Consider the following 24,391-nt stretch of genomic DNA (forward strand, 5'->3'; position numbering starts at 1 on the left):
AGCTATCCCTCCATGTAGTCGATTCTATATAATTAGAATTCGACAAAAAAGACCGCAAACCTTGTCTATAAAATAGACTTTGTCTGCGGTCTGAATCTGCTTCGTGATGAAGCAGATTTTTTGGTGACTACAGAAATGTACGGCCTAATTGACTAGCGAAGTCAGGATCTATATATAAGCTCCGTTCGTTATTCGCATTTACGGAGAAATCGCCTACAGGATCAGCTCCCCCAAGACTGACGGAGTTATTGCAAGGATTAACTTGAACCGAATTACCAAGGTTTACGGTGCCCGTACTACTAACTGCAACAATCCTTACATTGAACAGATTATTACACGTTGGCATATGAAAACGTCTCCTTTCAAAATCCTGTTTACGTATTCATATGAACAACGCCTAGAAAAGGTACATCGATCTGACTACTTGAGTTATAATAGATCCATTCATACTAGAACAGACGAAGTGTAATAGGAGTGACTTGGCAACGTGGAAGCAGGAAATTTACATACGAGTGAACCAGTTCATCTTTCCGAGCGACTGGCGCAAATCGCTTCATGGATCCTCCCACAGAGTAGAGTGGCGGATATAGGAGGGGACCATGGTTGGCTTTTGCTAGCAGTTGCGCAGAAAGGTCTTCTTGGGCAAGGGATTATAGGAGAAGTGAACAAAGGCCCTTTTGAAAACGCAGCAGGGCGGATTCAAGCATATGGCTTAGGTAAACGAATCGATGTGCGATTAGGCGATGGATTGTTTGTGTTACAAGATGAGGAAGTGGATCAAGTTGTGATTGCAGGGATGGGGGGAGCTTTGATTACCTCTATCTTGGAGGCAGGAAAAACAAAGCTGACCTCTGTTAAGAGACTTGTTTTACAGCCGAACATTGGAGGACATCGAGTCAGGCAGTGGCTAGTTGCGAATCAATGGAAGCTAGTTCATGAAGAGATCATATACGATGCAGAGATATACTATGAGATGATCGTTGCAGAGCGAGGGACCGAAGATATATACGAAAATCAACCGATTCCACGGCTCATCTTAGAACGAATTGGTCCGTTTTTATGGCGAAATCGGGATCCTCTTTTGCTAGCGAAGATGCGGGAAGAGTTAGCGCAGATGAAAAAGGTTTACGGACAATTGTCACATGGACAGTCCCAGCAAGCGACTGAGCGTCGCGGGAAGCTAGAAAAAGAGATGGAAATATGGGAGCAGGTGATGAGATGGCTATCCGAGGAGCAGAGCTAATTGGGTGGATGGAGGCGTTTGCAAGTCCTACGTTAGCGGTAGAAAATGATCGCATCGGTTTACAAGTTGGATCGATTGATGCTGAGGTTGAGGGTGTCTTAGTTACGCTTGATGTAACGGAAGAGGTAGTTGATGAGGCGATCAAGCACGGAGCCAATTGGATCGTGGGGCATCATGCCATAATCTATCAACCGATGAAACAAATTCGCACAGACTCTCCAGCAGGACGTTTACTACAAAAATGTCTGAAGCATGATATCCAAGTATATATTGCGCACACGAACCTGGATGCTGCGGAAGAGGGTGTGAATACGGTTCTGGCCGAGAAATTAGGGCTACAAGGATGCCGGACGTTTGTCCATCATAAACAAGACCAGCTTAAGAAATTAGTTGTCTTTGTCCCAGAGTCACATATAGGAGAAGTGGAACATGCTTTAGGTGAGGCGGGAGCAGGCTGTGTGGGGAATTATAGTCACTGTTCGTTTCAAACAACAGGAACAGGGACATTCCTTCCACGAAGTGGTGCTACACCATATATCGGCGAAGAAGGTGTTTTAGAACGAGTAGCTGAAGTTCGTTTAGAAACCATTTTTCCAGAGAGTAAACAACGCACAATCCTGTCTGCGATGCATAGTGCGCATCCGTATGAAGAAGTAGCGTACGATTTGTATACTCTTGATTCACCAGGAAACCTGATTGGGATGGGGAAGATAGGGTCTTTGCCTGAACAAATGACACTACAAGCGTTTATTGAATTGGTAAAAAGAGTGTACCATGTCCCTCATTTACGGTTTGTAGGCGATCCCAATCGCATGATCGAAAAAGTAGCCTTGCTAGGTGGAGCAGGCTCTCGTTATATGAGAGATGCTGCTTCGCAAGGGGCTGATCTTTATCTAACAGGTGACATTGATTTTCATACTGCACAAGATGCGCTCGTAGAAGGAATTACATTGGTTGATCCAGGGCATCATATCGAATACATCACGATGCAACGCGTAGTAGATCGATTGCAAGATACTTTTAAAGACCGGATTCGTATTCAACTTTCACAAACGGATACAAACCCATTTTCTTTTCAGTAGAGGATCAGAAAGATCTCTTGCATAATTGGAAGAAATGAATGTATAATTAAGTGTTGTTCTTAGGAAAGTAAACAGGACAATCGCTGGTGGAGTACCGCAAGGTCCCACGGGAGGAAAGTCCGAGCTCCGCAGGGCAAGATGCCAGTTAACGGCTGGTGGGGGCAACCCTAAGGCTAGTGCCACAGAAATGTTAGACCGCCGATGGAGGTATATCCTCACAGGCAAGGATGCAACGGTGCGGTAAGAGCGCACCAGCAACATGGAGACATGTTGGCTAGGTAAACCCCATCTGGAGCAAGACCTGATAGGAGATCAACACGCAAGTGTAGCTGTTGCCCGCAGTGATTTCGGGTAGGTCGCTTGAGCCTACTAGCGATGGTAGGCCTAGACAGATGATTGTCACTCCAACAGTGGGAGATGTTACAAGCCATCGATTACCACTAGGAGAACAGAACTCGGCTTATTGTTTGCTTTCCGTATAAGCTTGTAAACTTATATAATTGAACCCCATTGATAGGGGACGGTTACAAAAACGGTTTAGGGATTCTCCCTGAGCCGTTTTTTCGCGTTTCACGTTATGCTTTTATCTTCTTTTGTATATCTCACACTAGTTGGACACACTCTACTACTAGTGACATTGGAACCAAAGGAGAATGTACAAATGATGGATCTATTAAAAGAACTGACCGAAGCACGAGGTGTTTCTGGATACGAGCAGGAAGTACGGCGGATTATGGAACGCGAGCTACGTCAGATGAATTCGAAGATGGAAATTAAGACAGATAATACAGGAAGTATATTTGGTGAAAAACAGGGTTCTTCTGGTGGACCACGAATCTTATTAGCTGGCCATCTAGATGAAGTTGGGTTTATGGTATCTGAGATTACAAGTAGTGGTTACTTGCGGTTTGTTCCGCTAGGTGGCTGGTGGAGTCAAGTTCTACTAGCCCAACGTGTACAGATCGTCACAGAAAATCGAACCTTTACGGGTGTCATTGGATCGAAAGCGCCTCATGTCCTAACACCAGAAGAACGAAATAAAGTATATCCGATGCGCGAAATGTTTATCGATGTGGGAGCTCATAGTGACGAGCAACTAAAAGAATGGGGAATTAAGATAGGAGATCCCATTATTCCAATCTGCCCATTTGAAATCCTTCCCGACGACGATACCATTTTAGCGAAAGCATTGGATAATCGGATGGGTTGTTACGTTGCTTTGGAAGTTTTGCGACAGATGGAGCAAGAATCTCATCCAAATACCATATTAGCTGGAGCGACTGTTCAGGAAGAAGTGGGACTACGAGGTGCCACCACAGCACCTTTTGCCTTAGAGCCAGATGTGGCATTTGCTATTGATGTAGGGATTGCCCAGGATGGTCCCGGTATGGAGAGCTTAACTAAAGCGAAAATTGGCAAAGGTCCTCTTATTACTTTTTTAGATGCTTCCATGATTCCTAACATACGGCTCCGAGACCTTGTGATCGAAACAGCTGAAAAAGAAGGGATCCCCTATCAAGTAGATACCATGTTAGGTGGAGGGACCGATGCAGGAAGATTCCATCTCTATAAACGCGGCTTGCCTTCCTTATCTATCGGAGTGGCTTCTCGCTACATACATAGCCACGCGTCTATGGTGAGTAAAAAAGATGTCCAAGACCTAATCCGCCTCCTTGTCGCCGTGACAAAGCGTTTAGACACGGAACAGGTGAAAAACTTAACTGACTATCTCTAGAACAAAACAGTGACTTGAGCTACTCATAGTAGTCTCGAGTCTGTTTGTGTATGTGCGATTTATTATTTTTATTCTTCTTACAACCATAACCATGTGTTTACTCAGTCTCAGAAAGTGGTATCGTTATGATGAAGTATGTCTCATAGCTGTAATCAAGAAAGGAGCCATTTCTTTGACAAACACAAACTCGCATCTTGAATTTCTCACTTACATGGAAGAAAATGTAAAACAATCCCCCGCTTGGACCATTGATGAACTTCTTGCTAAAGCGGGCGGAGTAGAAAATCTGTATGTAGTATATGTAGACATTATCAAAGGTTTTTGCGACATAGGCCTTCTATCAAGTACTAGGGTCCGAGAAATGGTACAACCCGTCAAACAACTAACTGACTCCTTATTAGACAGAGGTCTCTCAGCAGCCAATCTAATCTTCCTCCATGACGATCATCCAGAACAGGCAGTGGAATTTGGTTCATTTGCCCCTCACTGTATACGTGGGACGGCAGAAGCGGAGATCGTAGATGAACTTCGACCCTATCAAGGTCAACTAGGAACCCAAACATATTATAAAAACGCAACAAATGGACTATTTGGAGGAGATCAGGAGGGAACCCCTTTTCACGAAACGGTAACGAAGATCTTCGCACAAAATCCTAAAAGCACATTTGTGGTCGTAGGAGATTGCACAGATCTTTGTATTTACCAAAATGCAATGGGGATTCGGCTACTCGCTAATGAACAGAATGCTAATGTAGAGGTAATCGTCCCTATTTCCCATGTAAGAACGTATGATCTACCGATCGATGTAGCCAATGAAATAGGCGCATTTGCCCACAATGCCGACTTCTTTGACTTAGTCTTCTTTTATCACATGAAAGCAAATGGCATAACTTTAGTCACAAATCTGTCGGAAAAGAAAGAGGTATAAGGTGTTTCTTTCTGCCCCTTAGTGGAATGCGAAATGATATTGTGTTATGTTAACTGTAAGTTATCTTGTATGTTATAGAAATTGGAGTGCTTTCATGGAACAACAACTGGTTGATCTACTACAACACTATGGATACATAGGTATTTTTTTGTTTTTGGTACTTGGAATCGTAGGGCTTCCGTTGCCTGACGAAATTATGATGACATTTCTTGGCTATCTCACCACGACAGGGAAGCTAAACTTGTACCTTACCTTTTTTAGCGCTTTAGCGGGGTCAGCTTCTGGGATAACCATTAGTTATATACTAGGTTCAAGGTTTGGCTATCCATTTCTAAAAAAATATGGACCTCGTATTTTTATCACTAGAAGACGATTAATTTTTGCTCAACTTATGTTTCGTAAATATGGAAATTGGTTACTATTTGTAGGCTATTTTATCCCAGGGGTCAGACATGTAACTGCGTACCTTGCTGGGATTTCTGGAATGCGTTTTACTCGTTTTGCTTTATTTGCTTATTCAGGTGCTGTTGTCTGGTGTGCCACTTTTATCGGAATGGGACACATATTAGGAAAAAACTGGGAAATCGCTTTTAACTACCTTCACAAATATAGCCAAGAGGCTCTTTTTATCGTCGTTCCAATTGCCATTATTTGGCTGATTTGGTATCTGTATCGTGTAAATCAAAGAAAATCAATACATACAAAATAGAGAAAAGCTCTGTCACAACAGGTGATGGAGCTTTTCATTGGGGGAGACATTATGCCAAAAGTACAAGTTACGTCCGAAGGTACATTGTTTCAATATGAAGCAACAGAGGGAAGTAACTTTTTATTAGAAGCGATTTCGGAGTCCATTCCCATTCCTTTTAAATGTACAAAAGGAAATTGTGCGAAGTGTTATGTGAAAATCACCTGTGGAAGCGATCACTTGAGCGAGCCAACCGAACGTGAATATCACCATCTCGGTGACGAAGGCCTAGCTGAAGGAAATCGCTTAGCGTGTCAATGCTTTGTATATGGTGATGTAGAGGCGGTAATCGAACCACGATAAAAAAAGCTCTCCATTTTCGGAGAGTTTTTTTATGTGTTTATAGGTGTTTCTTTGGCTGTGTTTGTATTTGCTTTTTTGGGTTGAGAATAACGAGAAATGTTTAGTAGCATTCCCATGGCAAACAGCTTAATAATAAGTGCAGAGCCTCCATAGCTGATAAATGGAAGTGGGATTCCGGTGGCGGGTAATAGCGCTGTGACTACCCCTAGATTAAAAACAGCTTCAATACCAATTAATGTGACGATGCCTACACCCAGTAATGTGCCGAATTGATCAGGTGCTCTTGCTGCGATTAAGATACCCCGAACGATTAAGGTAAGGAACAAGAGGATCATAAATAACCCGCCAACGAAGCCTAGTTCTTCCGCGATGATCGAGAAGATAAAGTCCGTATGTGCCTCTGGTAGGTAGTCCAGCTTTTGGATACTATTTCCTAATCCTGCGCCTGTTAGTCCACCAGGGCCAATCGCATATAACGAGTATACGGTCTGCATTCCTTCACTCAATGCATATTTAAATGGGTCCCATATCGCTATAATCCGGTCGATTCGATAGTCCTTTATAAATAGAACGCCTAGTGCTACAGGGATAATCGTAGCAAACATCCCAAATAGATGTCGCACCCTAGCTCCAGAGCAAAAAATAATCGCTAGACAAGTCGTTAAAACAATCATCATCCCACTGTAGTGTGGTTGGGCTAGTAGTAAGCCACAAATGAACCCGATTACAACAAGTGGGGGAAATAACGCCTTTGAAAATTGATTCATGACACTTTGTTTTTTAACCATGATGGATGCGGTGTAGATAATCATAACAATTTTCGCAATTTCAGAAGGTTGGACAGAGATCGGTCCAAATACGAGCCATCGCTGCGATCCATTAATCTCTTTAGCGAGAAAAAAGACGGAAATAAGCAGAGGAACCGTGAGAAGTAGAAATTTCCCAATGTGTTTTCGATAGAAGGTGTAAGGGATATTGATAGCAATGAAGAAGGCGAGAAATCCAACGCCTGTAAATATTAATTGTTTTTGAAAGAAATAATATGAATTCTGATAGTCAACTAATCCTTTATAATAGCTTGTGCTAAAAACCATGATGAGTCCAAAGCCGACTAACAGAAATATCACCAATATAAGCCAAAAATCTGGCTTTCTTCGCTTCATACTCACGACTCCTTTAATGAAAACTATATAGAAACGATTATACCAAAATCTTCTAATCAAACACAAAGTTTGTCACCTGATTTGCTCATGATGTTCCTCCATCATGCTCATACTAAGCGCAAGGATCATGAATGGAGGAATGAAGATGGAACTGACCCGTGTTAGTAAAGTATTTTTATTAAGTGTTGTTTTGGTCTCAAGTACGATAGGGTGTGCTGTTTATTCTCGGAAAGAATCAAATCACTTAAACGATCCAAACTATAATCCCATCAAAATATCAGCCCCTGAGAATACGAATCAAGGGATGAATCCAGCATTTCAACAGGATGAGAGGATTGAGGCGCAAATCCAAGATCTTCCAAAGGTGAAGGATGCGAAGGTGCTTATTACGGGAGACACTGCGTATGTAGGATTAAATATGGAGCAAGATTTTACTCATTTTACGATGACGCCGATGATCCGAAAGAAAGTAACGGATGTAGTGAAGCAAGCCAGATCCGAAATCCGTAGCGTTTATTTATCGGTTCAACCAGACTTTGTAAAAACCATAACTGATATAACGGAACAGGCCCGCGATAACAAACCAATGAATGACTTCGATCAGCAGTTAAAAAATGTTGTACAGCGATTTTCTCTCTCCCCTGAGTGAGAATAACGGAGACTAGGACACATGACCTAGTCTTTTTTATTATTTCTAATTTGTTCTTATATCAACATTGTTGATTTGCTTGTTTTCGTTATAATAAGTACTATACAAATTTACGGAGGAAGTGGAGACGATGAAACGGATCACGCCTACAGATATTATTAATAAAGATTTTAAAACAGTCCTTCGTGGCTATGATGCAAAAGCAGTAGATGAATTCTTGGATATTATTGTTCGTGATTATGAGGAAATCCTACATGAAAATGAACAGCTGAAGAGAGAGCTTTCCAAGGGAGGAGGAGCTACCTCTTCGAGAAGGGAACAGGTTGCTGTTCCTGATTTGTCCGAATATGATGAGATTATTAGAGAAATGTTAGCGCGTATCGATAGGCTTGAAAAAAGAGTGCTTCGTTAAAGAGAGAATAATAAAAAAATGATCCTTTTGCCATCGTATAGTTCCTTTTGGATGTGGACACAATACCGAAAGGGAGGAATGTACGAATGGATCATTTTGAAAATAATAATCAATCACGATCAGATCAATCATCTGAGCAAGAAAATAAGCCCAACCTTTCGGTACATGATGATGTCGAGATTGCACAAGAGGTAGGGATTTCACCACCAGGCTATTCGAGACGGACGGAACGTACTCGAATTGAAAGAGTCTCGGATGAATTTAAGGAGACAAAAGGCTCGCGTACCCCGACACTTGCTAAATTGGGCATCGCGTCTATTTTGATTTCAATCGTTTCCTTTTTTATCATCCCATTTATTTTAGCGCCGATTGGGATTGTATTAGGAGTGCTAGCTCTGCGATATGACGACCGTTTGGGATGGTATGGAATTGGTATTGGTGCATTGGTTTTGGTACTAACTACGCTTATTTTACCTATGATGATATATAGCTAAGAGTTGTCCCATTGTGCTAGTCTTGGTGCAGTGGGATTTTTGTATTTTGTTGCAGCAAGGGAGATTAGTGAAACATGGATCAAAAGAAAGTAGAACAAACTTATATTCAGGAGTTATACGTACAGGAAGATGACCTATTAAAATCAGTCACTACGGGCTTAGTGGAGAAAGGATTGCCCCTTATTTCGGTACCACCAGAAGTAGGCAAGGCGATTTACCTTTTGGCTAAAATTTCAGGTGCGAAACGTGCTTTGGAGATTGGACTACTAGGCGGATATAGTACCATTTGGCTAACAAGGGGAATGGGTGCTGATGGAGAGGTAGTAAGTTTAGAGTTAAAAGAAGAACATGCGGGCTTTGCTCGTGAAAACTTATTACGTGCCGGCTTGCTGGATCAAGTCTCCATCTATGTGGGAGATGCACTCCAATCATTAGATCAGTTAATCAGTAAAAGTGAGAAATTTGACTTTATTGTGATTGATGCCGATAAAATTAATTATCCTGTTTATATTGAGAAAGTCCTGCAATTGACTGATTCAGGAGCGATTCTCTGTTGTGATAACCTCTTTTTTAATGGACGGATTTTTGATGAGAAAGATGCGATGAATCCTGCTCCTGCGGCAGTAAGAAAGGTAAATGAAATCTTATCGTCTCATCCACGATTGGAGTCTATTTTATTCCCGATTGGAGATGGACTTGGGGTAGCAAGAGTAAAATAAAAAAACAAACCCTCTTATGGTAGACTGTGATCAGTCTGAGGATTTGTCTTTTCTCTTCTTTAGTTCTTGGATGTCCCTTTTTTTTTAGGAAATAATTTGAGAAGAAAGGCATCTGTCTTCTCTGCAATTTTCGGGTATTTTGTGCGGAATCGATTTAAGAGGCGTGCCGCCCAAGGCGAGGTTTGAGATAATATGCTCAGGCCTACTAAAATAAAGAGGATTCCTTGTAAAAAAGGAAGGACACAACCGATAACTCCTAATACTAAAAAGAAGTATCCTAAAATGTTTAGCCATAGTTTTTTTCGTGCTGTCATATAGGGTCAATCAGCTCCTTACCTTTTTTCTAGATGTTCATATTATTTTTTAGTATATCTAAAAAAAATTAGCGGGGACAAGCTTTTCTTTTTGTCTAATTGGAGAATATGCTTCTCTATTCCCTGCGATCAGTTGACTAAACATCATGATTCGGGCTTTTGAGTAGCCAAATATTGGAGTACTTAGCGGAGCTAGTTTGTTATAATGAAGACGAGCATTTTTTCTTAGGTGAACTTTCAGTCTTATAAGAGGTGATAAGGGTGAGGAAGTTAGAGGGAATTCTAGCCTATAATGATAAGTTTGTACGCAGAAAAGAATATATTCCTTATCAAACGGGGAAGTATCCGGGAGATAAGATATTAGTTGTTACGTGCATGGATACTCGATTGTTAGAATTATTACCTAAAGCGATGAATCTTCAAAATGGCGATGCGAAAGTAGTGAAAACAGCTGGTGCTCTGATCAGTAGTCCGTATGGGTCGGTGATGAGAAGCATTTTGGTAGGGGTGAGCCTACTAGCGGTAGAAGAAGTATTTGTGATTGGTCACCATGATTGTGGCATGATTGGCCTGGAATCAGGTATGGTATTAGATCGGATTAAGCAAATGGGGGTCATGCAAGAAGACCTTGATTCGGTTTATGACCAAGGTGTAGATGTAGAGAAGTGGTTATGTGGATGTAGCAAAGTGGAAGAAGGGGTTATGCATAGTGTAAACATGATCCGAAATCATCCACTTTTTCCTAGCAATATACCAGTTCATGGACTGGTAATCGATCCAAACACAGGGAAGCTAGATGAAGTCATCAGAGGGTATGAATAGGAGGCTTTTGCAATGTCACAGTTAGAAAAAGCAACATTTGGAGCAGGGTGTTTCTGGGGTGTAGAGGAAGCGTTCCGTGTGATTCCAGGAGTAAAGCATACCGCAGTAGGCTATACAGGTGGGTCGACCACTTCTCCGACTTATCAAGAAGTCTGTGCAGATCAAACTGGGCATGCGGAAGTGATAGAAGTCGAATTTGACCCAAATGAGGTTTCATATGAGACCCTTTTACAAGTGTTTTGGGAGAATCATAATCCGACCACACTAAATCGCCAAGGCCCAGATGTAGGATCCCAGTATCGGTCTGCAATCTTCTATCATTCCGATCAACAAAAAGAATGGGCGAAAGCTTCGAAAGAGGAGTTAGATGCATCCGGTAAATGGAAAAATCCAATTGTAACGGAAATCACTCCAGCTGCCCCATTTTATCGTGCGGAAGAATATCATCAGCGATATCTACAAAAAAGAGGGCTAGGATCCTGCCATCTCTAAAAGAGTAGATAGAATGCAAATCAATTTCTCATATTGCTTGCCCCTCTTTCATATACATGAAAACGGAGGGGGATAGCGATGTTAGTAGCAATTGATTGCGGTAGAAGCTTTGTAAAAGTACGAACCGAAAATCGCACGTTTATGTTTCCTAGTAAAGTGAGTGGTTGGCGAAAGCGTAACTATCGCCAAGAGCTTGAAGGTGATATAGAACTTCAGTATCAAGGTAAGAACTGGTTTGTAGGCAATCTGGCTGAACGAGAAGGGGAGTTTACTCGTCAAGCAATGCAAGAAACCAAAGCAGTAGAAGAAACGCTTCTTCTTGCCTTGACAGGCATTCATTTGTCTGGAGCTCAGGGAACGGTTGATTTAGTAACGGGATTACCCATCAGCAACTATACGGAAAAAGAGCGAGAATCAGTTCGTAAGCTGTTAGAAGGTCATCATGAGGTAACCGTAAATGGACAGACGAAGCGATTTTATGTACAGCGAGTCTATACGACGATTGAGGGTGGTGGAGCATTCTTTTCTGCACCTCGCTCAGGTTTGGTGAGAATTGTAGATGTAGGCGCGAAAACAACGAACTATGTAACGTTTAAAGATAAGGTTTTTATTGATCGTGAATCGGGAACGATACCAGTTGGTTGGGAAACGGTTCGAGAATCGAATGCAAGAGAGATGGCTGATATGATTGCAGCTCATGTCTCAAAAAGTTGGAACTCTGACGATGTGGTTCTATTAATCGGTGGTGTTGCTCTTCATCTAGAGCCTTACATACAGTCTCATTTTCGATATGCTTTTGCTATGAGTGATCCGCAAACAGCCAATGTTCGTGGGTACTATGAAGTGGGAAGGGCGCTGATTACATTATGAATAATGGTCGTCAATCAGCCCCTTCTGGCTCATCACAAAAAATGCTGACGGTTACATTTGATATAGCGGATCCACTAGAAAAAGAGCTTTACATGTATATCCATCAAAAGACTGATAACTTTAGTAACTTAGCAAAGCATTTATTATTTGCTTGGCGGCATGGATACCAAAAGGGCAGTGGAAACCAGTCTCCTAAGATACCAGATCCCATCACTAAGAAAAACGAAATTCGTAATAGCGGATTGCCATTTGGCTAATGATTGGCAAGAAGATCCCACAGATAGGCATCTGCCTGTCTTTTTTATTGAGTGATGAATCTCAAAATGTGGGATACTCTTAAGAGAAACAAACCTTATCGAATAGACATGACTGTGATATGATGTTTGAAGCTATTTTTAAGGTAAAGGGAGTGCTCGCGTGATTTACCTAGATAACAGTGCAACCACTCCAGTTCATCCAGAAGTGTTGACGATGTTAACAGATGTCATAGAGCAATGTTACGGAAATCCTTCCTCTTTGCATCATATGGGAGTGAAAGCAGAAAGATTAGTGGAACAAGCTAGAAAAGTGGTGGCTGAGGCACTAGACGCAGCACCGCAAGAGATTCTTTTTACATCTGGTGGTACAGAAGCCAATAATATGGCGATTCGCGGTATAGTGGAGCAATACCAAGGCCGAGGGAAACATATTATCACCACAATGGTGGAGCACCCTTCCGTATTTGAAGTGTTTGCCTATCTAGAGGAACAAGGTTTTCGTGTTACATACTTACCTGTAGATGAGGTGGGGCGTATTCGCCTTCATGATGTAGAAAAGGCGATGACGAATGAGACGATTCTGGTATCGGTGATGCATGTAAATAACGAAGTGGGCACGGTGCAACCGATTGAAGAGATTGGTGCCATTTTAGCGCAGTATCCAAAGGCGCTTTTTCATGTAGATGCGGTTCAATCCTACGGAAAAATTCCGTTATCCGTTCGGAAGGCTAAGATTGATGCCCTTTCATTATCTGCTCATAAGCTACATGGTCCCAAAGGAGTAGGTGCTTTGTACCTGCGAAAGCAAGTTGTGATCAAGCCCTTATTCATAGGCGGCGGGCAAGAGAATGGCATGCGAAGTGGAACACATAATGTACCTGGAATTGCTGGATTAGCGAAAGCGACTATTTTAGCTAAAATAGAACAAACAAGACGAATGAATCAGTTTCAATCGTGGAAAGAACAATTCATTGAAGCCATAATGGACAAGCTGGACCATGTTGTCGTGAATGGAGATCAGACCCAAGTAGGTGGGGCTCCGTACATTATCAATCTATCTTTTCCGGGGATGAAGTCAGAAGTACTAGTCCATGCTTTGGAAAATGAACATGTATTGGTCTCAAGTAAATCAGCTTGTTCATCTAAGAATGAAAAGGCAAGCCGAGTACTGAGTGCGATGGGACTTTCGGACGAAGCTGCGACAAGCTCGATTCGAGTTAGCATGGGTTATCAAACAGAGCAACAAGATATAATGGATTGTGTGGAAGCTTTGGAACGTGTGGTTCCAAATTTACAACAAGTGATGAAGGTGCGAAAAAAATGAATGTGAATTGTATTCTGCTCCGTTATGGAGAGCTATCCCTAAAAGGAAAAAATAAGAAAGACTTCGAGGAACGTTTGGTACGTAATATTCGCCAGAAGTTAGAACATTTTGCTGGGATTAAGGTAAGTAAACATTTTGGAAGACTCTTTATCGAACTGGGTGACAATCCAGCTGATCCCATTATCGAAGAATGTAAAGATGTATTTGGACTCGTTGGGTTTAGTCCGGCGATGCGTGTGCAAACAGATCTAGAAGTGATTAAAGAAGCGGCGCTGAGGCTGTTGCAGAGTCAAGGGGATCAAGTAAAAACGTTTAAAGTAGGGTGTAAGAGAGCAGATAAACGTTTCCCGATTGGATCGCAAGAGATGAACCAGTTAGTAGGCGGGCATCTGCTGGCTAATAGCCATTCCCATTATAAAGTGGATGTTCGGAACCCAGATCTTTTTGTACATGTAGAGATACGTTCTATGGAGGATACATATATATATGGTAATGATATTCCTGGGTTAGGTGGCTTACCTGTTGGAACGAGTGGACGAGTTCTTCTCTTGCTTTCAGGAGGGATTGATAGTCCTGTTGCTGGGTATCTGGCTTTAAAACGTGGCGTGGAACTTCATGCAATTCATTTTCATAGTTATCCCTTCACGAGTGAGCGAGCGAAGCAAAAAGTAATGGACTTGGCGCAGCAGCTCACCCGATTTGGTGGGAAAATCCGTCTCCATGTCGTTCCGTTTACGGAGATTCAAACGGAGATTAATAAGCACTGCTATGAATCATATACGATTACCATTATGAGACGCTTTATGTTGCGGATTGCGGAAGCAGTAGCAAAGAAGAATAGCGCGCTTGCATTAGTAACGGGTGAGAGCTTGGGACAAGTTGCGAGTCAAACGCTAGAAAGCATGACTGCTATTAATGCGGTAACCCATATGCCTATTTTACGTCCTGTGGTTGGATGGGACAAAACGGAGATCATTGATATCTCTAAAGAAATTGATACGTATGAGACATCTATTTTACCGTATGAAGATTGTTGTACCATTTTCACCCCGAAAGCACCTAAAACAAGGCCGGATGTAGAAGTATGTGAACGCCTAGAGACCAAGTTAAATGTAGAACAACTTGTCCAAGAGGCGGTAGAGGGTGTTGAGGTGATCGATTTCTTTCCGCAAAAAGAGGAAGAGGTGTCTTTCTTCTAGGATGGGGTATACATTTATTTCAGTAAGTAAACTATTTCGTGGTAAAGTGGAGAGAGAAACAATCTAGAGAGGAGGTTAAATGATGGACACGCAGTTTTGGCTTTCGTTTTTTAATATTATCGTTTTAGACCTAATTTTAAGTGGTGATAATGCTGTTGTGATCGGGATGGTTGCGAGAAACCTGCCTGAAGATAAGCAGAAGAAAGCAATCTTATTTGGAGCAGGTACTGCTATTGTTCTACGTGCCACGTTAACAGCGATTGCTGCATATGTACTAAATATCCCGTTCCTGATGTCAATTGGTGGCCTGTTGTTACTTTGGATCGCGGTAAAGTTACTGGTAGAGGATAATGGCGAAGGAACACATGTTGAAAGTCATCAAGATCTGCGAGGTGCGATTAAGACGATCGTGATTGCAGATGTAGTGATGAGTTTAGATAATGTTTTAGCGGTTGCGGGCGTTGCTCATGGAAATATTTATTTGGTTCTATTTGGACTAGCTCTTAGTATTCCAATTATTATGTGGGGGAGTCGATTGATTGCAAAGGTCATGAACCATTTGCCATGGCTCACCTATGTGGGATCGGCTATTTTAGGGTATACTGCCGGTGGCCTTATCGTGGGAGACAAGTTAATTGCTAAATACTTCGTGCAGGGGTTAGAGAGCTTAAAATTTCTGATTCCGATTGCATTAGCTGTCATCGTTGTGTTGGTGGGCATTTTATTGAAAAAAGTTATGGGGAATCATAATAGAAGAATGGTGTAATAAGAATCCACATTCAGGAACGGCATCGATCCTGAATGTGGATTCTTATTTTTCCTTATCTACCTAAGAAAGGAGGAATTTAGGGGAAGGAGGTCGAAAAAATCAAAAATTATTGAAAATAATAAATGTAAAGAGGGACTTACATGGATGTTGTCCAGTTTTTAACTGAGCTATTGGGAGATGCAGTGAGGCGAAGATCAAGTGATATCCACTTAGAGCCATTTCCAGACTTTATGTGTGTCAGACAAAGGGTAGATGGTTTCTTGCTGGAGACTCATCGTGTTCCGGTTGAACATGCACCAGCTCTGCTATCGAGGATAAAAGTAATGAGCCAACTAGACCTAGGAGAGCGTCGCTTGCCGCAAGATGGGGCTATGACGATTCATTTAGATGAGATGGCCGCAGAGGTGCGTGTTTCCTTGTTACCCACTTTATACGGAGAGAAGGCCGTTTTACGTCTCTTACAAACAAAAAAGGAATTGATTCAACTTCATCACTTAGGAATGGATCCAGAAGAATTAGGTCGGTTGGAACAGATTTTACAACGATATACGGGTCTGGTTATCGTGACAGGACCCACTGGATCGGGCAAAAGTACTTCCTTATATGCCATGTTGCAATGCTTAAACGACTCTGCCAGAAATGTGATCACCTTAGAAGATCCTGTAGAAGTACAGATCCCCGGAATCAATCAAGTACAAGTCCATCCAAAAGCAGGGATGAATTTTAGTGTGGGGTTACGAGCGATCCTTCGTCAGGACCCAGATGTCATTATGATTGGTGAAATTCGCGATTTAGAGACTGCCGAAATTGCGATTCGGGCAGCATTGACGGGGCATTTAGTTTTGACCACCCTCCATACATCGGATGCGATTGGAGCTGTGGTGCGTTTGATGGATATGGGTATCGAGCCGTATCGTGTTGCCAATGCATTGTCGGGTGTGGTTGCACAGCGTTTAATTCGAAAAGGCTGTCTGTATTGCCAAGCTAGCGGTTGTCAGGAGTGCCATCATACAGGTTACTACGGACGTACAGGCGTATTTGAAGTGCTAGAAGTAGATGATGATTTTCGTCGGCTTATTATTGAGAGTCGTACCATTCAACGATACCGGAATCATTTTCGCCAAAAGGGCATTCGTTTCTTGCCAGAAGGATTTCGTCGAAAAGTATCAAGCGGAATTACCACCTATGATGAGATGTTGCGGGTGATGAATGATGTGGCCGAGGTACAACTTGACCTTCAATCAACGAACAGAATACCACAGTAGATATGGGGCGAAAGATATGAGGCGAATCTTTGTAACTAGATTCATAGAGAGCGCAATGATGGATTGCCTCTCTTTTTTTTGATTGAATACGACATAAATATGGAAATAAATACAAATTTTTTCTGCTAAAGGGAGGAATCTGTCTAAATAAACCGAATAACTCTCTATCTAGTTTGATGCTACATTGTTAATATCGGTTTAATTATTAGACTTATTAGATAAATGAAGGCGGGTAAGGGAGTGTTATCCTATGGGTTGGACCTTCAATCAACTGGCTCAATTTAGCGGTCAACTACGGCATTTATTAAATTGCGGTGTTCCCCTTGTAACGAGCATCGAATTATTAATTCAGCAAAAAGTACTATCTCCTAGTGTAGGTCGATCCGTCATGAACCATTTGGAACAAGGTTCATCCTTTTCAAAAGCACTACAAAAAAGCAAATTGCCCCCGTTCATGGTTTCACTAGTAGCAGCCGCAGAGCAATATGGAGATTATGAACGAGGTCTTAAGCAGTGTGAACAGTTTTATCAGACGCAGGCGAAGATTACCCAAGAAATCAGACAAGCGTGTACCTATCCAGCTATCGTGTTGGTTTTAGTAATCGCTTCCTTCATTTTTTTACTTAGCACCGTTCTGCCACGTTTTGAGGAATTGTATATGACGATGGGTCTTGATTTACCTTGGTTAACGAAGGTGTTATTTATTTTTACAGATATAGCAGGGGTTGTCCTTCCGATCATCGGGATTGGGTTACTCATACTGATTGGCCTCCTTATATATCTAGTGATGCGAAGCCCTAAACAAATGCAATCATATGGGGAGCGCTTGAGTTTTCGAGTGATCGGTCTTCGATCTTGGATGAAGTTTCGCGTGACACATTATTTGGCACTCCAACTAGGCTCGCTCTTACATTCTGGAGTCCCGCTTCTTCAAGCAATCGAATGCTTACACCTTCGTGCTCCATGGAGGATTATCGCGGTGCGAATCGGATTTGTAAGAGATGCCCTTTTAGAAGGGAAGACGCTGGAACGAGCATGTGAGGAGTATCTAAATCAGTACACGATTCCAACTTTTGCCCAATATATTGCGATTGCGGAGCGGACAGGAAAATTAGATCAGACCCTTCAATCTCTGGCAGGCATGGTAGAAGCAACAATGAAACAACAAATCGAGCGGTTTACCAAATTACTTGAACCCATCTTAATCTCATGTCTTGGTTTTTTATTAGCACTGGCTGTATGGGCACTATTTCTTCCTATGCTACAGATGGTGCAGAGCTTATAGAAGAAAGAGGTTGGCTGGTATGAAGTCATACCCAAGAGAATCAGGGTTTACGCTGGTTGAGATGCTAGTCGTGTTGTTTGTGATTGGGATTATTTTAGCTATTGCGATTCCTAATTTAAGGGCTGCTGGTGAGTCGGCGAAGAAAAAAGCCGACCTAGCAAATCGGAGAATGATCTTAACTCAAGCAGAGCAGTATTACTTAGAGAATGGCGTTTATCCGAAAAATGTCCAAGTCTTAGTAAAAGATGGATATCTTCACGCGGCCCCTACTTGTCCAGACGGGAAGGGAACGTATACCATTTCGCCTGATTTACCACTTGAGAAGCGGGTGTTTTGTCAAAAATGAGGAGAGAGCAGGTAAGAAACGAATCGGGTTTTACTTTGATGGAAACGGTTTTTGTTTTGTTTCTACTATCGTTATTTTGTACCTTGGCTCTTCCGTCGTTTTCCACTACGAGTCAAAATAAGGTAGAGCAACAATTTGGCGTGGAAGTACGAGAAATCTTCAGCCTAGCTCATTCGTTAGCTGTTAGCCAAGAAAAAAATTGGCGGGTTCTTGTGTTACCTAATCAGATTCAATTACAACAGCCCGAGTCGAATGGTTTAAGGAAGGAACTTGCGATCCCGAAGCAGTGTAAATTCACCCATCGTCTTCCTAAAAATGAAGTAGTCTTTAGACAGACGGGACAAGCTGTCGGGGGAACGCTTACTTTAGACTGTGAGAGTGGATATCAAGCTACTTGGAAGGTGCAAGTAGGATCAGGTCGAGTCATTATGGAGGAACACAGATGAAAGAATCAGGCTTCTCTTTTATCGAAACGATTATCGCGTGTACTATTTTGTGTAGCGTAATTGGATTCGTTGTTCCCATTTTTCGAAGTGAAGCTTTTAATGAGACCAGAGTGCAACTTCAGGAGGATGCGAGGGAACTAGCACAAAATCAAATGGAAAATGTCTTGGCTAGACCTATTTCTAAATTAAAGCCTGGGCATCAAGTAGAACAGATTCATAGTCCTAATCAACCAAAGCAGGAATTTAGCCTTCATACTTCGGTGAAGCAAGAGTCAGATCATCTTCTCGTGTTGGAGGTGAAGGTTGAGTGGACACCATCTCCAACAAGCTCCAAAAAAGCAGATTACACTCTCCATACGTATCGATTTATAGAAGGTTTGTAGCTTCCCAATCAGGGTTCACCTACGTGGAAACCATTTTTACGCTGATCATCATTGGGATTATTCTCCCTGTTCTATTTATCGTACTCCATTTTGCTGAGACAAAAGGAGAGAGTCAACAGCAACATCAGCTGCTAATGAGAGAGCGACAAGCTATTCATCAGTACATTGACCAAGAATTACGAGGAGTTAGCACTTTACAAATAAATAAAAATAATTTGATTGCCAAACAGTCAAATGGAGATGAGATTCAGATTCGTTGTCAAAATAATCACCTTATTCGGAGCATCAAAAAACAGGATGATTCCACCTTTCAGGGTACTATGATCATTGCGACTCAAATTGAAAAATGCAACTGGGTACGTGAAGGGAAAGGAGTTCGAATGTCCGTTCATTTTGCTTCGAATTCAAAAAAACAGTCTCGATTTATGGAGATGTTACTATATGCTAAGAAATAAGAGAGAGTTAGAACAAGGTTTTATGATTCCCATTGTGATGATGGTCATTTGGCTTGTATTTCAATTTGTTCATGCATATATCTCGCAAACAGTAGCCATTCAACAAGCGGACTTTTTGGATTCAGAGAGAGTGAAGGCAAGATATGCGGCGGCTGGAGCGATTGATAAAGTGCTGGCCAATTGGAAGGAGCGCTCAGATGAGGATTCCAAATGGAGTTGGCAAGAACCAAGTATAGACCAAGCGATACAGGTAACCTTATTGCCCAACTTAGAATCAGATTCAGAGCGGGATCGATCGGGAATCTTACAAGCCAGAGCGACAGGTAAATTAGGGGTTCGACAAACGATATCTGTCCAGATTAATCTGGAAACAGGTAAGAAAATCAAAGAAGTAAGAGATGAGAAGTAATCTTATGAAGAAAGAAGCGAACAGCATGAGTGTACATAAAAAGCATTTAATCTTAATGGGGATGATGGGAACAGGAAAAAGTACCATTGGTCAACATCTTATCCAGTATCTTCAGTATCCAGCGATTGATCTTGATCAATGGATTGAGGAGAAAGAACAGCAAACCATTCCCAGTATCTTTGAGGAGTTTGGCGAGTCTTATTTTCGCGAATTAGAATCGAAAGCGTTAAAACATTTTTTAGAACAATCTCAGTCCCACATTCTTATTACAGGCGGAGGTGTCATACTTCGGCGCGAGAATAGGGAATGGATGCAGAAAGAAAATGGAGTAGTGTTTCATTTAACAGCCGATGTAGAGACGCTCATTCAGCGGTTGGAGCAAGATAGAAACAGACCCCTCATACAAGGAGATAAAGCAGAAAAAATTCGCCGGATATGGAGTGAAAGAAAGAGCCTTTATGAATCCGTTGCGGACTATTCGATTCAGACAGATGCCTGTTCACCAGAAGCGATCACAGCCGAAATCCTCTCCCATTGGCATCAGCTCCCTGTTTAAATGACCCATTGGGAGGTCATGCTAGGGATGAGGTGATGAAGTTTGTCATTTAGAGATTGGATTACCTATATGATGAAGCAGATGTTGTGGTTTATGGAAACTCCGCGAACCGAACGAAAAGCACAGCGATTAGAGCGAAAAGAGCCTTGGCTAGAAAAGTGGTTTGGGATCGTCCCGATTGGAACCAAGCTCTTTGTAGAGAAACAGTTAGAACGACGTCATCGGTCACAAAAGCCAACGGAAGGTCCGAGACATCCTAAATTGTAAAAAGTTATCCATTTATCGGGGGCTATTTGGCTCCTTTTTTGTTTGACAGCTATGATATACTCTCTAGGAAAGCCTGATAAAAAGGAGCGAATACATCGTGTATCATCGTTCGGAAACAAGAGCCGTAAAGGTTGGAAATATACAAATTGGTGGAAATGATCAAGTTGTTATTCAAAGTATGACCACTAGCAAAACACATGATGTCCCAAAAGTAGTAGCTGAAATTAACCGTCTTGCTGAAGCTGGATGTCAAATTGTTCGTGTGGCTGTACCCGATCAACGTGCAGCTGACGCGATTAAAGAGATTAAAAAGCAAATCACCGTCCCTCTTGTAGCGGATATCCATTTTGATTACAAACTTGCCTTAAAAGCTATCGAAGGTGGAATTGATAAAATTCGTATTAATCCAGGGAATATTGGTCGCCGTGAAAAAGTAGAGGCAGTTGTAAAAGCGGCTAAAGAACGTGGTATTCCAATTCGAATTGGAGTAAATGCAGGATCTTTGGAGAAGCGAATCCTAGATAAATATGGCTATCCAACCGCTGAAGGTATGGTTGAAAGCGCCCTATACCATATTGGAATTTTAGAAGATCTGGACTTCCAAGATATTATTGTATCTTTAAAGGCATCGGATGTGCGCTTGGCAATCGAAGCTTACCAAAAAGCGGCAGCCGCGTTCCGTTATCCTCTGCATTTAGGAATTACGGAATCAGGAACCTTATTCTCTGGAACCGTAAAAAGTTCAGCGGGGCTAGGTGCGATTCTCTCTCAAGGAATTGGCTCTACTATGCGTATTTCACTTAGCGCTGATCCAGTAGAAGAAGTAAAAGTAGCTCGTGAACTGTTAAAAACGTTTGGTTTAGCAGCAAATGCAGCCACCTTAATTTCTTGCCCAACTTGTGGTCGAATTGAAATTGACTTAATTAGTATTGCAAATGAAGTGGAAGAGTACATCTCGAATATTAAAGCACCGATTAAAGTTTCTGTGCTTGGTTGTGCAGTAAACGGTCCTGGGGAAGCGAAGGAAGCGGATATCGGGATTGCTGGAGCACGTGGTGAGGGTCTTCTCTTTAGACATGGAGAAATTATCCGTAAGATTCCTGAGAAGGACATGGTTGCAGAACTGAAAAAAGAAATTGATAAGCTAGCGGAAGAACATAAACGCAAGCAAGAAGCAGAAGCTGCTGCAAACGTACAAGTATAGAAATATAACCTTTTTTGTATAATATCTTCTTGCATTCTCATACTAATAGTGACTCACAAAGGAGGAACATTGTTAGTATGAAAAAAATCGCCCTTCTATTAGTCATTATCGGCGCGCTCAACTGGCTCCTGATAGGCGTATTTGGATGGGATATTGTAGCTGCCATCTTTGGTGGTGACCCGACTCCCGCAACCTCTATGTTTAGCCGGATTGTCTACTCATTAGTAGGTCTTGCAGGAATTTACTCCATTCGCTTCTTATTTGACGACCGAGTAACCGCTGATAACGGCAACCATTAAATATAAAAAACTCCAGATGTCATGTCTGGAGTTTTTTGTTGCCTATTATGCCAAAGGAACATACAATTTTATAAATCCAGTATGTTTTCACTATTTCATAAGGGGATGTAGATGATGTGCGCAATGATTGGGATTACAACATTTATCGAATTAGATGAATTTATTAAGATAAGGAGAGCGTATGCGAATTCAGTTGCTACAGCTGGTGGAGTCCCTGTTTTATTATCGCCAATTGTGGATGAAAAATTAGCAGAGGAATTGGCTGATCGATTAGATGGTTTACTCTTATCGGGTGGCGGAGATATTAATCCAATCCACTATCAGGAAGAACCTCATCCAACGCTAGATTTAGTTTGCGATATTCGGGATCAATATGAATTTCAACTCGCAAAAGCATTTATGAATCGAAAAAAACCCATATTAGCCATTTGTCGAGGAGCTCAAGTGCTGAATGTGGTACTAGGTGGAACGCTGATTCAAGATGTGCCATCGCAAGTGACTACCGATTTACCCCATTCCCAGGAAGCAGATCGGCATATTGCCACACATACGATCCAAATTGACCCTCAATCAAAATTAGCAGAAATTTTAGATCAGTGCCAAATTGATGTCAACAGCTTTCATCACCAATCTGTAAAAGACTTGCCAGAGACTTGTCAAGCGACTGCCTATACCTCTGATGGAGTAGTAGAGGCATTTGAATACCAAGGGGATCAATTTGCCTTAGCGGTTCAATGGCATCCCGAGGCAATGACCCATGATGAGTATTCCTTGAAACTATTTCGCTATTTTGTAGAGAAGTGTGCTTGCTCCTAATATTTCGGACCCATGTATCTGTCATGCTCACTCCTATTGAGAGGACAGATGCATGGGTCTTACTCTATTCATAATAAGCAGATGAGGTATTTTTTTATAGATGTTCTTCCTCGTGTTCACCACGTACATATTTTGCATTAAATAAAAAGAGCCAAAGTAAGAGCCCAAGCGATGGAATCAATACCAACAACCCAGCAATAAAAGTGATGATTAATGCTTTTCCGAGGACGGGACTAGTCACAGCACCTTGAATCGTGATATATGGATCTAATAAATATGGGAGATGAGAGGCGCCATATCCAAAGAATGCAAAACCAAACTGGAGCATGACCAGCACAAAGGCAAGTCCGAAACATTTTCGTTTCCAGATTAAAAATACAGCCCCGATAAAGCAAAGTAAGGATAGTCCAAAGCACCAACCAATCTCAAGTGCTCGTTGAAAGTGATTTGGATTATGATGAGAGAGCGCCCAGAAAACCAAAAGGCTGGCTAAGATAGTAGGCCCACTCCAAGCTAACGCATATTTGCGTAGTAATTCGCGTGCAGGGGTGTCATTTGCTCGATTTGCATAAAAAGTAAGGAAGGAAGAACTAATATATAAAACGCTTACGATTGCTAAGAATGTAACCGCCCATGAATAAGGATTTGTGAATAATTGAACGATCGATAGCGTAATTCCAGAATCCGTTTTCTTAATAAATCCACCTTCTGACATGGTTAAGATGGTGGATAGACTCGCAGGAATGAGCAACCCAGTAGCCCCATACAAAAACATATAAACGCGATTGCTTCGAACTCCATAATGGGCAAAAGCATAAAAGGAACCTCGGATGCTAAGGAGTATCAGGAAGACGCTTCCTGGAATGAGAAGAGCTGTGCCATAGTAGTAGGCTGTATCAGGGAAGAAACCGATAACTCCTACAATAAAAAAGATCAGAAATACATTGGTTACCTCCCACACAGGAGAGAGGTATCTTTCGATCACCGTATTCACAATGTGGTCCTTTTTCGTCTTCATGCTGTAATAAGAGAAGAAACCAGCACCAAAATCAATGGAGGCTATGATAAGATATCCGTACAAAAATGTCCATAGTACCGTAATTCCAATCATCTCGAGAGACATGATTATTCCCCTCC

General features: G+C 41.8%; 33 protein-coding genes and 1 other RNA gene. 30 read left to right on the forward strand and 4 right to left on the reverse strand.

The window, feature by feature from the left end; translation table 11 throughout:
* Positions 1–127: 127 nt before the first annotated feature.
* A complete protein-coding gene (locus EDD57_RS10220; RefSeq protein ID WP_131849362.1) occupies positions 128–346 on the reverse strand; it encodes a spore germination protein in 219 nt (72 codons plus the stop codon).
* Between the two features lie 141 nt (positions 347–487).
* Between EDD57_RS10220 and EDD57_RS10225 the strand changes: the two genes are divergently transcribed.
* The 7 genes from EDD57_RS10225 (at position 488) to EDD57_RS10255 (ending at position 6,039) form a co-directional block, all read left to right on the forward strand.
* A complete protein-coding gene (locus EDD57_RS10225; protein ID WP_131849363.1) occupies positions 488–1,243 on the forward strand; it encodes a tRNA (adenine(22)-N(1))-methyltransferase in 756 nt (251 codons plus the stop codon).
* Positions 1,219–2,325: a Nif3-like dinuclear metal center hexameric protein gene (locus tag EDD57_RS10230; RefSeq protein WP_131849399.1), complete on the forward strand. Its 1,107-nt coding sequence runs from the start codon at positions 1,219–1,221 to the stop codon at positions 2,323–2,325. The genes EDD57_RS10225 and EDD57_RS10230 overlap by 25 nt, the downstream gene beginning before the upstream one ends.
* Positions 2,326–2,389: 64 nt before the next feature.
* Positions 2,390–2,803: RNase P RNA component class A (gene rnpB / locus EDD57_RS10235), an RNA gene on the forward strand.
* A gap of 186 nt (positions 2,804–2,989) precedes the next feature.
* Positions 2,990–4,060, forward strand: coding sequence for a M42 family metallopeptidase (locus EDD57_RS10240; RefSeq protein ID WP_131849400.1), 1,071 nt, complete (start codon positions 2,990–2,992; stop codon positions 4,058–4,060).
* A gap of 172 nt (positions 4,061–4,232) precedes the next feature.
* Positions 4,233–4,988: an isochorismatase family protein gene (locus tag EDD57_RS10245; RefSeq protein ID WP_165873766.1), complete on the forward strand. Its 756-nt coding sequence runs from the start codon at positions 4,233–4,235 to the stop codon at positions 4,986–4,988.
* Positions 4,989–5,082: 94 nt separating this feature from the next.
* Positions 5,083–5,697 (forward strand): DedA family protein, encoded by a 615-nt coding sequence (locus EDD57_RS10250; protein WP_131849365.1) that lies wholly within the window; start codon positions 5,083–5,085, stop codon positions 5,695–5,697.
* 51 nt (positions 5,698–5,748) lie between these two features.
* Positions 5,749–6,039: a 2Fe-2S iron-sulfur cluster-binding protein gene (locus EDD57_RS10255; protein WP_165873767.1), complete on the forward strand. Its 291-nt coding sequence runs from the start codon at positions 5,749–5,751 to the stop codon at positions 6,037–6,039.
* 29 nt (positions 6,040–6,068) lie between these two features.
* On the opposite strand, the gene ftsW is transcribed toward EDD57_RS10255, so the two are convergent.
* On the reverse strand, positions 6,069–7,202 hold the full coding sequence (gene ftsW / locus EDD57_RS10260; RefSeq protein ID WP_131849367.1) for a putative lipid II flippase FtsW: 1,134 nt from the start codon (positions 7,200–7,202) through the stop codon (positions 6,069–6,071).
* Between the two features lie 145 nt (positions 7,203–7,347).
* On the opposite strand from ftsW, the gene EDD57_RS10265 reads away from it, so the two are divergent.
* The 4 genes from EDD57_RS10265 to EDD57_RS10280 all read left to right on the forward strand — a co-directional run bounded on the left by EDD57_RS10265 (position 7,348) and on the right by EDD57_RS10280 (position 9,476).
* A complete protein-coding gene (locus tag EDD57_RS10265; protein WP_165873768.1) occupies positions 7,348–7,851 on the forward strand; it encodes a YhcN/YlaJ family sporulation lipoprotein in 504 nt (167 codons plus the stop codon).
* 130 nt (positions 7,852–7,981) lie between these two features.
* Positions 7,982–8,263 (forward strand): DivIVA domain-containing protein, encoded by a 282-nt coding sequence (locus EDD57_RS10270; protein ID WP_131849369.1) that lies wholly within the window; start codon positions 7,982–7,984, stop codon positions 8,261–8,263.
* An 86-nt stretch (positions 8,264–8,349) separates the two neighbouring features.
* On the forward strand, positions 8,350–8,757 hold the full coding sequence (locus tag EDD57_RS10275) for a DUF4190 domain-containing protein (RefSeq protein ID WP_131849370.1): 408 nt from the start codon (positions 8,350–8,352) through the stop codon (positions 8,755–8,757).
* 74 nt (positions 8,758–8,831) lie between these two features.
* Positions 8,832–9,476 carry an O-methyltransferase gene (locus EDD57_RS10280; protein ID WP_131849371.1) on the forward strand — a complete coding sequence of 215 codons (645 nt, stop codon included), beginning with the start codon at positions 8,832–8,834 and terminating at the stop codon, positions 9,474–9,476.
* A 59-nt stretch (positions 9,477–9,535) separates the two neighbouring features.
* Here the strand turns inward: EDD57_RS10280 and EDD57_RS10285 are convergent, their stop codons facing one another.
* A complete protein-coding gene (locus tag EDD57_RS10285) occupies positions 9,536–9,790 on the reverse strand; it encodes a PGPGW domain-containing protein (protein ID WP_131849372.1) in 255 nt (84 codons plus the stop codon).
* A 261-nt stretch (positions 9,791–10,051) separates the two neighbouring features.
* Here EDD57_RS10285 and EDD57_RS10290 point away from each other — a divergent pair, with 261 nt between their 5' ends.
* The 19 genes from EDD57_RS10290 (at position 10,052) to EDD57_RS10380 (ending at position 23,254) form a co-directional block, all read left to right on the forward strand.
* Complete coding sequence (locus EDD57_RS10290) at positions 10,052–10,612, forward strand: beta-class carbonic anhydrase (protein WP_131849373.1); 561 nt, start codon at positions 10,052–10,054, stop codon at positions 10,610–10,612.
* A 12-nt stretch (positions 10,613–10,624) separates the two neighbouring features.
* Positions 10,625–11,104 carry a peptide-methionine (S)-S-oxide reductase MsrA gene (gene msrA / locus EDD57_RS10295; protein WP_131849374.1) on the forward strand — a complete coding sequence of 160 codons (480 nt, stop codon included), beginning with the start codon at positions 10,625–10,627 and terminating at the stop codon, positions 11,102–11,104.
* Positions 11,105–11,182: 78 nt separating this feature from the next.
* Positions 11,183–11,974: a ParM/StbA family protein gene (locus EDD57_RS10300; RefSeq protein WP_131849375.1), complete on the forward strand. Its 792-nt coding sequence runs from the start codon at positions 11,183–11,185 to the stop codon at positions 11,972–11,974.
* A complete protein-coding gene (locus tag EDD57_RS10305; protein ID WP_131849376.1) occupies positions 11,971–12,231 on the forward strand; it encodes a hypothetical protein in 261 nt (86 codons plus the stop codon). The genes EDD57_RS10300 and EDD57_RS10305 overlap by 4 nt, the downstream gene beginning before the upstream one ends.
* 160 nt (positions 12,232–12,391) lie before the next feature.
* Positions 12,392–13,555, forward strand: a complete 1,164-nt coding sequence (locus tag EDD57_RS10310) for a cysteine desulfurase family protein (protein ID WP_131849377.1) — start codon at positions 12,392–12,394, stop codon at positions 13,553–13,555.
* A complete protein-coding gene (gene thiI / locus EDD57_RS10315; protein ID WP_131849378.1) occupies positions 13,552–14,754 on the forward strand; it encodes a tRNA uracil 4-sulfurtransferase ThiI in 1,203 nt (400 codons plus the stop codon). Before EDD57_RS10310 ends, thiI begins: the two co-directional genes overlap by 4 nt.
* A gap of 82 nt (positions 14,755–14,836) precedes the next feature.
* Positions 14,837–15,520 carry a TerC family protein gene (locus EDD57_RS10320; protein WP_131849379.1) on the forward strand — a complete coding sequence of 228 codons (684 nt, stop codon included), beginning with the start codon at positions 14,837–14,839 and terminating at the stop codon, positions 15,518–15,520.
* 143 nt (positions 15,521–15,663) lie between these two features.
* A complete protein-coding gene (locus EDD57_RS10325; protein WP_131849380.1) occupies positions 15,664–16,788 on the forward strand; it encodes a GspE/PulE family protein in 1,125 nt (374 codons plus the stop codon).
* Positions 16,789–17,038: 250 nt separating this feature from the next.
* Positions 17,039–18,073, forward strand: a complete 1,035-nt coding sequence (locus EDD57_RS10330) for a type II secretion system F family protein (protein ID WP_131849381.1) — start codon at positions 17,039–17,041, stop codon at positions 18,071–18,073.
* 19 nt (positions 18,074–18,092) lie between these two features.
* Positions 18,093–18,419 (forward strand): competence type IV pilus major pilin ComGC, encoded by a 327-nt coding sequence (locus tag EDD57_RS10335; RefSeq protein WP_131849382.1) that lies wholly within the window; start codon positions 18,093–18,095, stop codon positions 18,417–18,419.
* Positions 18,416–18,865, forward strand: a complete 450-nt coding sequence (locus EDD57_RS10340) for a hypothetical protein (RefSeq protein ID WP_131849383.1) — start codon at positions 18,416–18,418, stop codon at positions 18,863–18,865. The genes EDD57_RS10335 and EDD57_RS10340 overlap by 4 nt, the downstream gene beginning before the upstream one ends.
* A complete protein-coding gene (locus EDD57_RS10345; protein ID WP_131849384.1) occupies positions 18,862–19,248 on the forward strand; it encodes a type IV pilus modification PilV family protein in 387 nt (128 codons plus the stop codon). The genes EDD57_RS10340 and EDD57_RS10345 overlap by 4 nt, the downstream gene beginning before the upstream one ends.
* A gap of 23 nt (positions 19,249–19,271) precedes the next feature.
* On the forward strand, positions 19,272–19,703 hold the full coding sequence (locus EDD57_RS10350) for a competence type IV pilus minor pilin ComGF (protein ID WP_131849385.1): 432 nt from the start codon (positions 19,272–19,274) through the stop codon (positions 19,701–19,703).
* Positions 19,690–20,112 (forward strand): hypothetical protein, encoded by a 423-nt coding sequence (locus EDD57_RS10355; protein WP_131849386.1) that lies wholly within the window; start codon positions 19,690–19,692, stop codon positions 20,110–20,112. Before EDD57_RS10350 ends, EDD57_RS10355 begins: the two co-directional genes overlap by 14 nt.
* A 4-nt stretch (positions 20,113–20,116) precedes the next feature.
* The gene (locus EDD57_RS10360) at positions 20,117–20,668 is read left to right on the forward strand and encodes a shikimate kinase (protein ID WP_165873769.1); all 552 of its coding nucleotides are present in this window, start codon (positions 20,117–20,119) and stop codon (positions 20,666–20,668) included.
* 42 nt (positions 20,669–20,710) lie between these two features.
* Positions 20,711–20,935, forward strand: coding sequence for a YqzE family protein (locus tag EDD57_RS10365; RefSeq protein WP_131849388.1), 225 nt, complete (start codon positions 20,711–20,713; stop codon positions 20,933–20,935).
* 97 nt (positions 20,936–21,032) lie between these two features.
* Complete coding sequence (ispG, locus tag EDD57_RS10370) at positions 21,033–22,139, forward strand: flavodoxin-dependent (E)-4-hydroxy-3-methylbut-2-enyl-diphosphate synthase (protein ID WP_131849389.1); 1,107 nt, start codon at positions 21,033–21,035, stop codon at positions 22,137–22,139.
* Between the two features lie 77 nt (positions 22,140–22,216).
* Complete coding sequence (locus EDD57_RS10375) at positions 22,217–22,438, forward strand: DUF378 domain-containing protein (RefSeq protein ID WP_131849390.1); 222 nt, start codon at positions 22,217–22,219, stop codon at positions 22,436–22,438.
* Between the two features lie 114 nt (positions 22,439–22,552).
* Entirely contained in the window at positions 22,553–23,254 is a 702-nt protein-coding gene (locus tag EDD57_RS10380) for a gamma-glutamyl-gamma-aminobutyrate hydrolase family protein (protein WP_165873770.1), read from the forward strand.
* A 94-nt stretch (positions 23,255–23,348) separates the two neighbouring features.
* On the opposite strand, the gene EDD57_RS10385 is transcribed toward EDD57_RS10380, so the two are convergent.
* A complete protein-coding gene (locus EDD57_RS10385) occupies positions 23,349–24,377 on the reverse strand; it encodes a cytochrome d ubiquinol oxidase subunit II (protein WP_131849392.1) in 1,029 nt (342 codons plus the stop codon).
* Between the last annotated feature and the right edge of the window lie 14 nt (positions 24,378–24,391).

Origin of the sequence: Baia soyae (assembly GCF_004341445.1) — a bacterium.
GTDB classification, from domain to species: Bacteria; Bacillota; Bacilli; order Thermoactinomycetales; family Thermoactinomycetaceae; genus Baia; species Baia soyae.

Excerpts from the sequence above, each read along its gene's own strand:
- EDD57_RS10355 (WP_131849386.1), top strand. The coding sequence starts at position 19,690 with ATGCTAAGAAATAAGAGAGAGTTAGAACAAGGTTTTATGATTCCCATT.
- EDD57_RS10275 (WP_131849370.1), top strand. The coding sequence starts at position 8,350 with ATGGATCATTTTGAAAATAATAATCAATCACGATCAGATCAATCATCT.
- EDD57_RS10305 (WP_131849376.1), top strand. The coding sequence starts at position 11,971 with ATGAATAATGGTCGTCAATCAGCCCCTTCTGGCTCATCACAAAAAATG.
- EDD57_RS10270 (WP_131849369.1), top strand. The coding sequence starts at position 7,982 with ATGAAACGGATCACGCCTACAGATATTATTAATAAAGATTTTAAAACA.
- EDD57_RS10325 (WP_131849380.1), top strand. The coding sequence starts at position 15,664 with ATGGATGTTGTCCAGTTTTTAACTGAGCTATTGGGAGATGCAGTGAGG.
- EDD57_RS10265 (WP_165873768.1), top strand. The coding sequence starts at position 7,348 with ATGGAACTGACCCGTGTTAGTAAAGTATTTTTATTAAGTGTTGTTTTG.
- EDD57_RS10320 (WP_131849379.1), top strand. The coding sequence starts at position 14,837 with ATGGACACGCAGTTTTGGCTTTCGTTTTTTAATATTATCGTTTTAGAC.
- msrA (WP_131849374.1), top strand. The coding sequence starts at position 10,625 with ATGTCACAGTTAGAAAAAGCAACATTTGGAGCAGGGTGTTTCTGGGGT.
- EDD57_RS10250 (WP_131849365.1), top strand. The coding sequence starts at position 5,083 with ATGGAACAACAACTGGTTGATCTACTACAACACTATGGATACATAGGT.
- EDD57_RS10380 (WP_165873770.1), top strand. The coding sequence starts at position 22,553 with ATGTGCGCAATGATTGGGATTACAACATTTATCGAATTAGATGAATTT.
- EDD57_RS10280 (WP_131849371.1), top strand. The coding sequence starts at position 8,832 with ATGGATCAAAAGAAAGTAGAACAAACTTATATTCAGGAGTTATACGTA.
- EDD57_RS10345 (WP_131849384.1), top strand. The coding sequence starts at position 18,862 with ATGAAAGAATCAGGCTTCTCTTTTATCGAAACGATTATCGCGTGTACT.
- thiI (WP_131849378.1), top strand. The coding sequence starts at position 13,552 with ATGAATGTGAATTGTATTCTGCTCCGTTATGGAGAGCTATCCCTAAAA.
- EDD57_RS10240 (WP_131849400.1), top strand. The coding sequence starts at position 2,990 with ATGGATCTATTAAAAGAACTGACCGAAGCACGAGGTGTTTCTGGATAC.
- EDD57_RS10360 (WP_165873769.1), top strand. The coding sequence starts at position 20,117 with ATGAAGAAAGAAGCGAACAGCATGAGTGTACATAAAAAGCATTTAATC.
- EDD57_RS10285 (WP_131849372.1), bottom strand. The coding sequence starts at position 9,790 with ATGACAGCACGAAAAAAACTATGGCTAAACATTTTAGGATACTTCTTT.
- EDD57_RS10340 (WP_131849383.1), top strand. The coding sequence starts at position 18,416 with ATGAGGAGAGAGCAGGTAAGAAACGAATCGGGTTTTACTTTGATGGAA.
- EDD57_RS10300 (WP_131849375.1), top strand. The coding sequence starts at position 11,183 with ATGTTAGTAGCAATTGATTGCGGTAGAAGCTTTGTAAAAGTACGAACC.
- EDD57_RS10330 (WP_131849381.1), top strand. The coding sequence starts at position 17,039 with ATGGGTTGGACCTTCAATCAACTGGCTCAATTTAGCGGTCAACTACGG.
- ftsW (WP_131849367.1), bottom strand. The coding sequence starts at position 7,202 with ATGAAGCGAAGAAAGCCAGATTTTTGGCTTATATTGGTGATATTTCTG.
- EDD57_RS10375 (WP_131849390.1), top strand. The coding sequence starts at position 22,217 with ATGAAAAAAATCGCCCTTCTATTAGTCATTATCGGCGCGCTCAACTGG.
- EDD57_RS10220 (WP_131849362.1), bottom strand. The coding sequence starts at position 346 with ATGCCAACGTGTAATAATCTGTTCAATGTAAGGATTGTTGCAGTTAGT.
- EDD57_RS10335 (WP_131849382.1), top strand. The coding sequence starts at position 18,093 with ATGAAGTCATACCCAAGAGAATCAGGGTTTACGCTGGTTGAGATGCTA.
- EDD57_RS10230 (WP_131849399.1), top strand. The coding sequence starts at position 1,219 with ATGGCTATCCGAGGAGCAGAGCTAATTGGGTGGATGGAGGCGTTTGCA.
- EDD57_RS10385 (WP_131849392.1), bottom strand. The coding sequence starts at position 24,377 with ATGTCTCTCGAGATGATTGGAATTACGGTACTATGGACATTTTTGTAC.
- EDD57_RS10255 (WP_165873767.1), top strand. The coding sequence starts at position 5,749 with ATGCCAAAAGTACAAGTTACGTCCGAAGGTACATTGTTTCAATATGAA.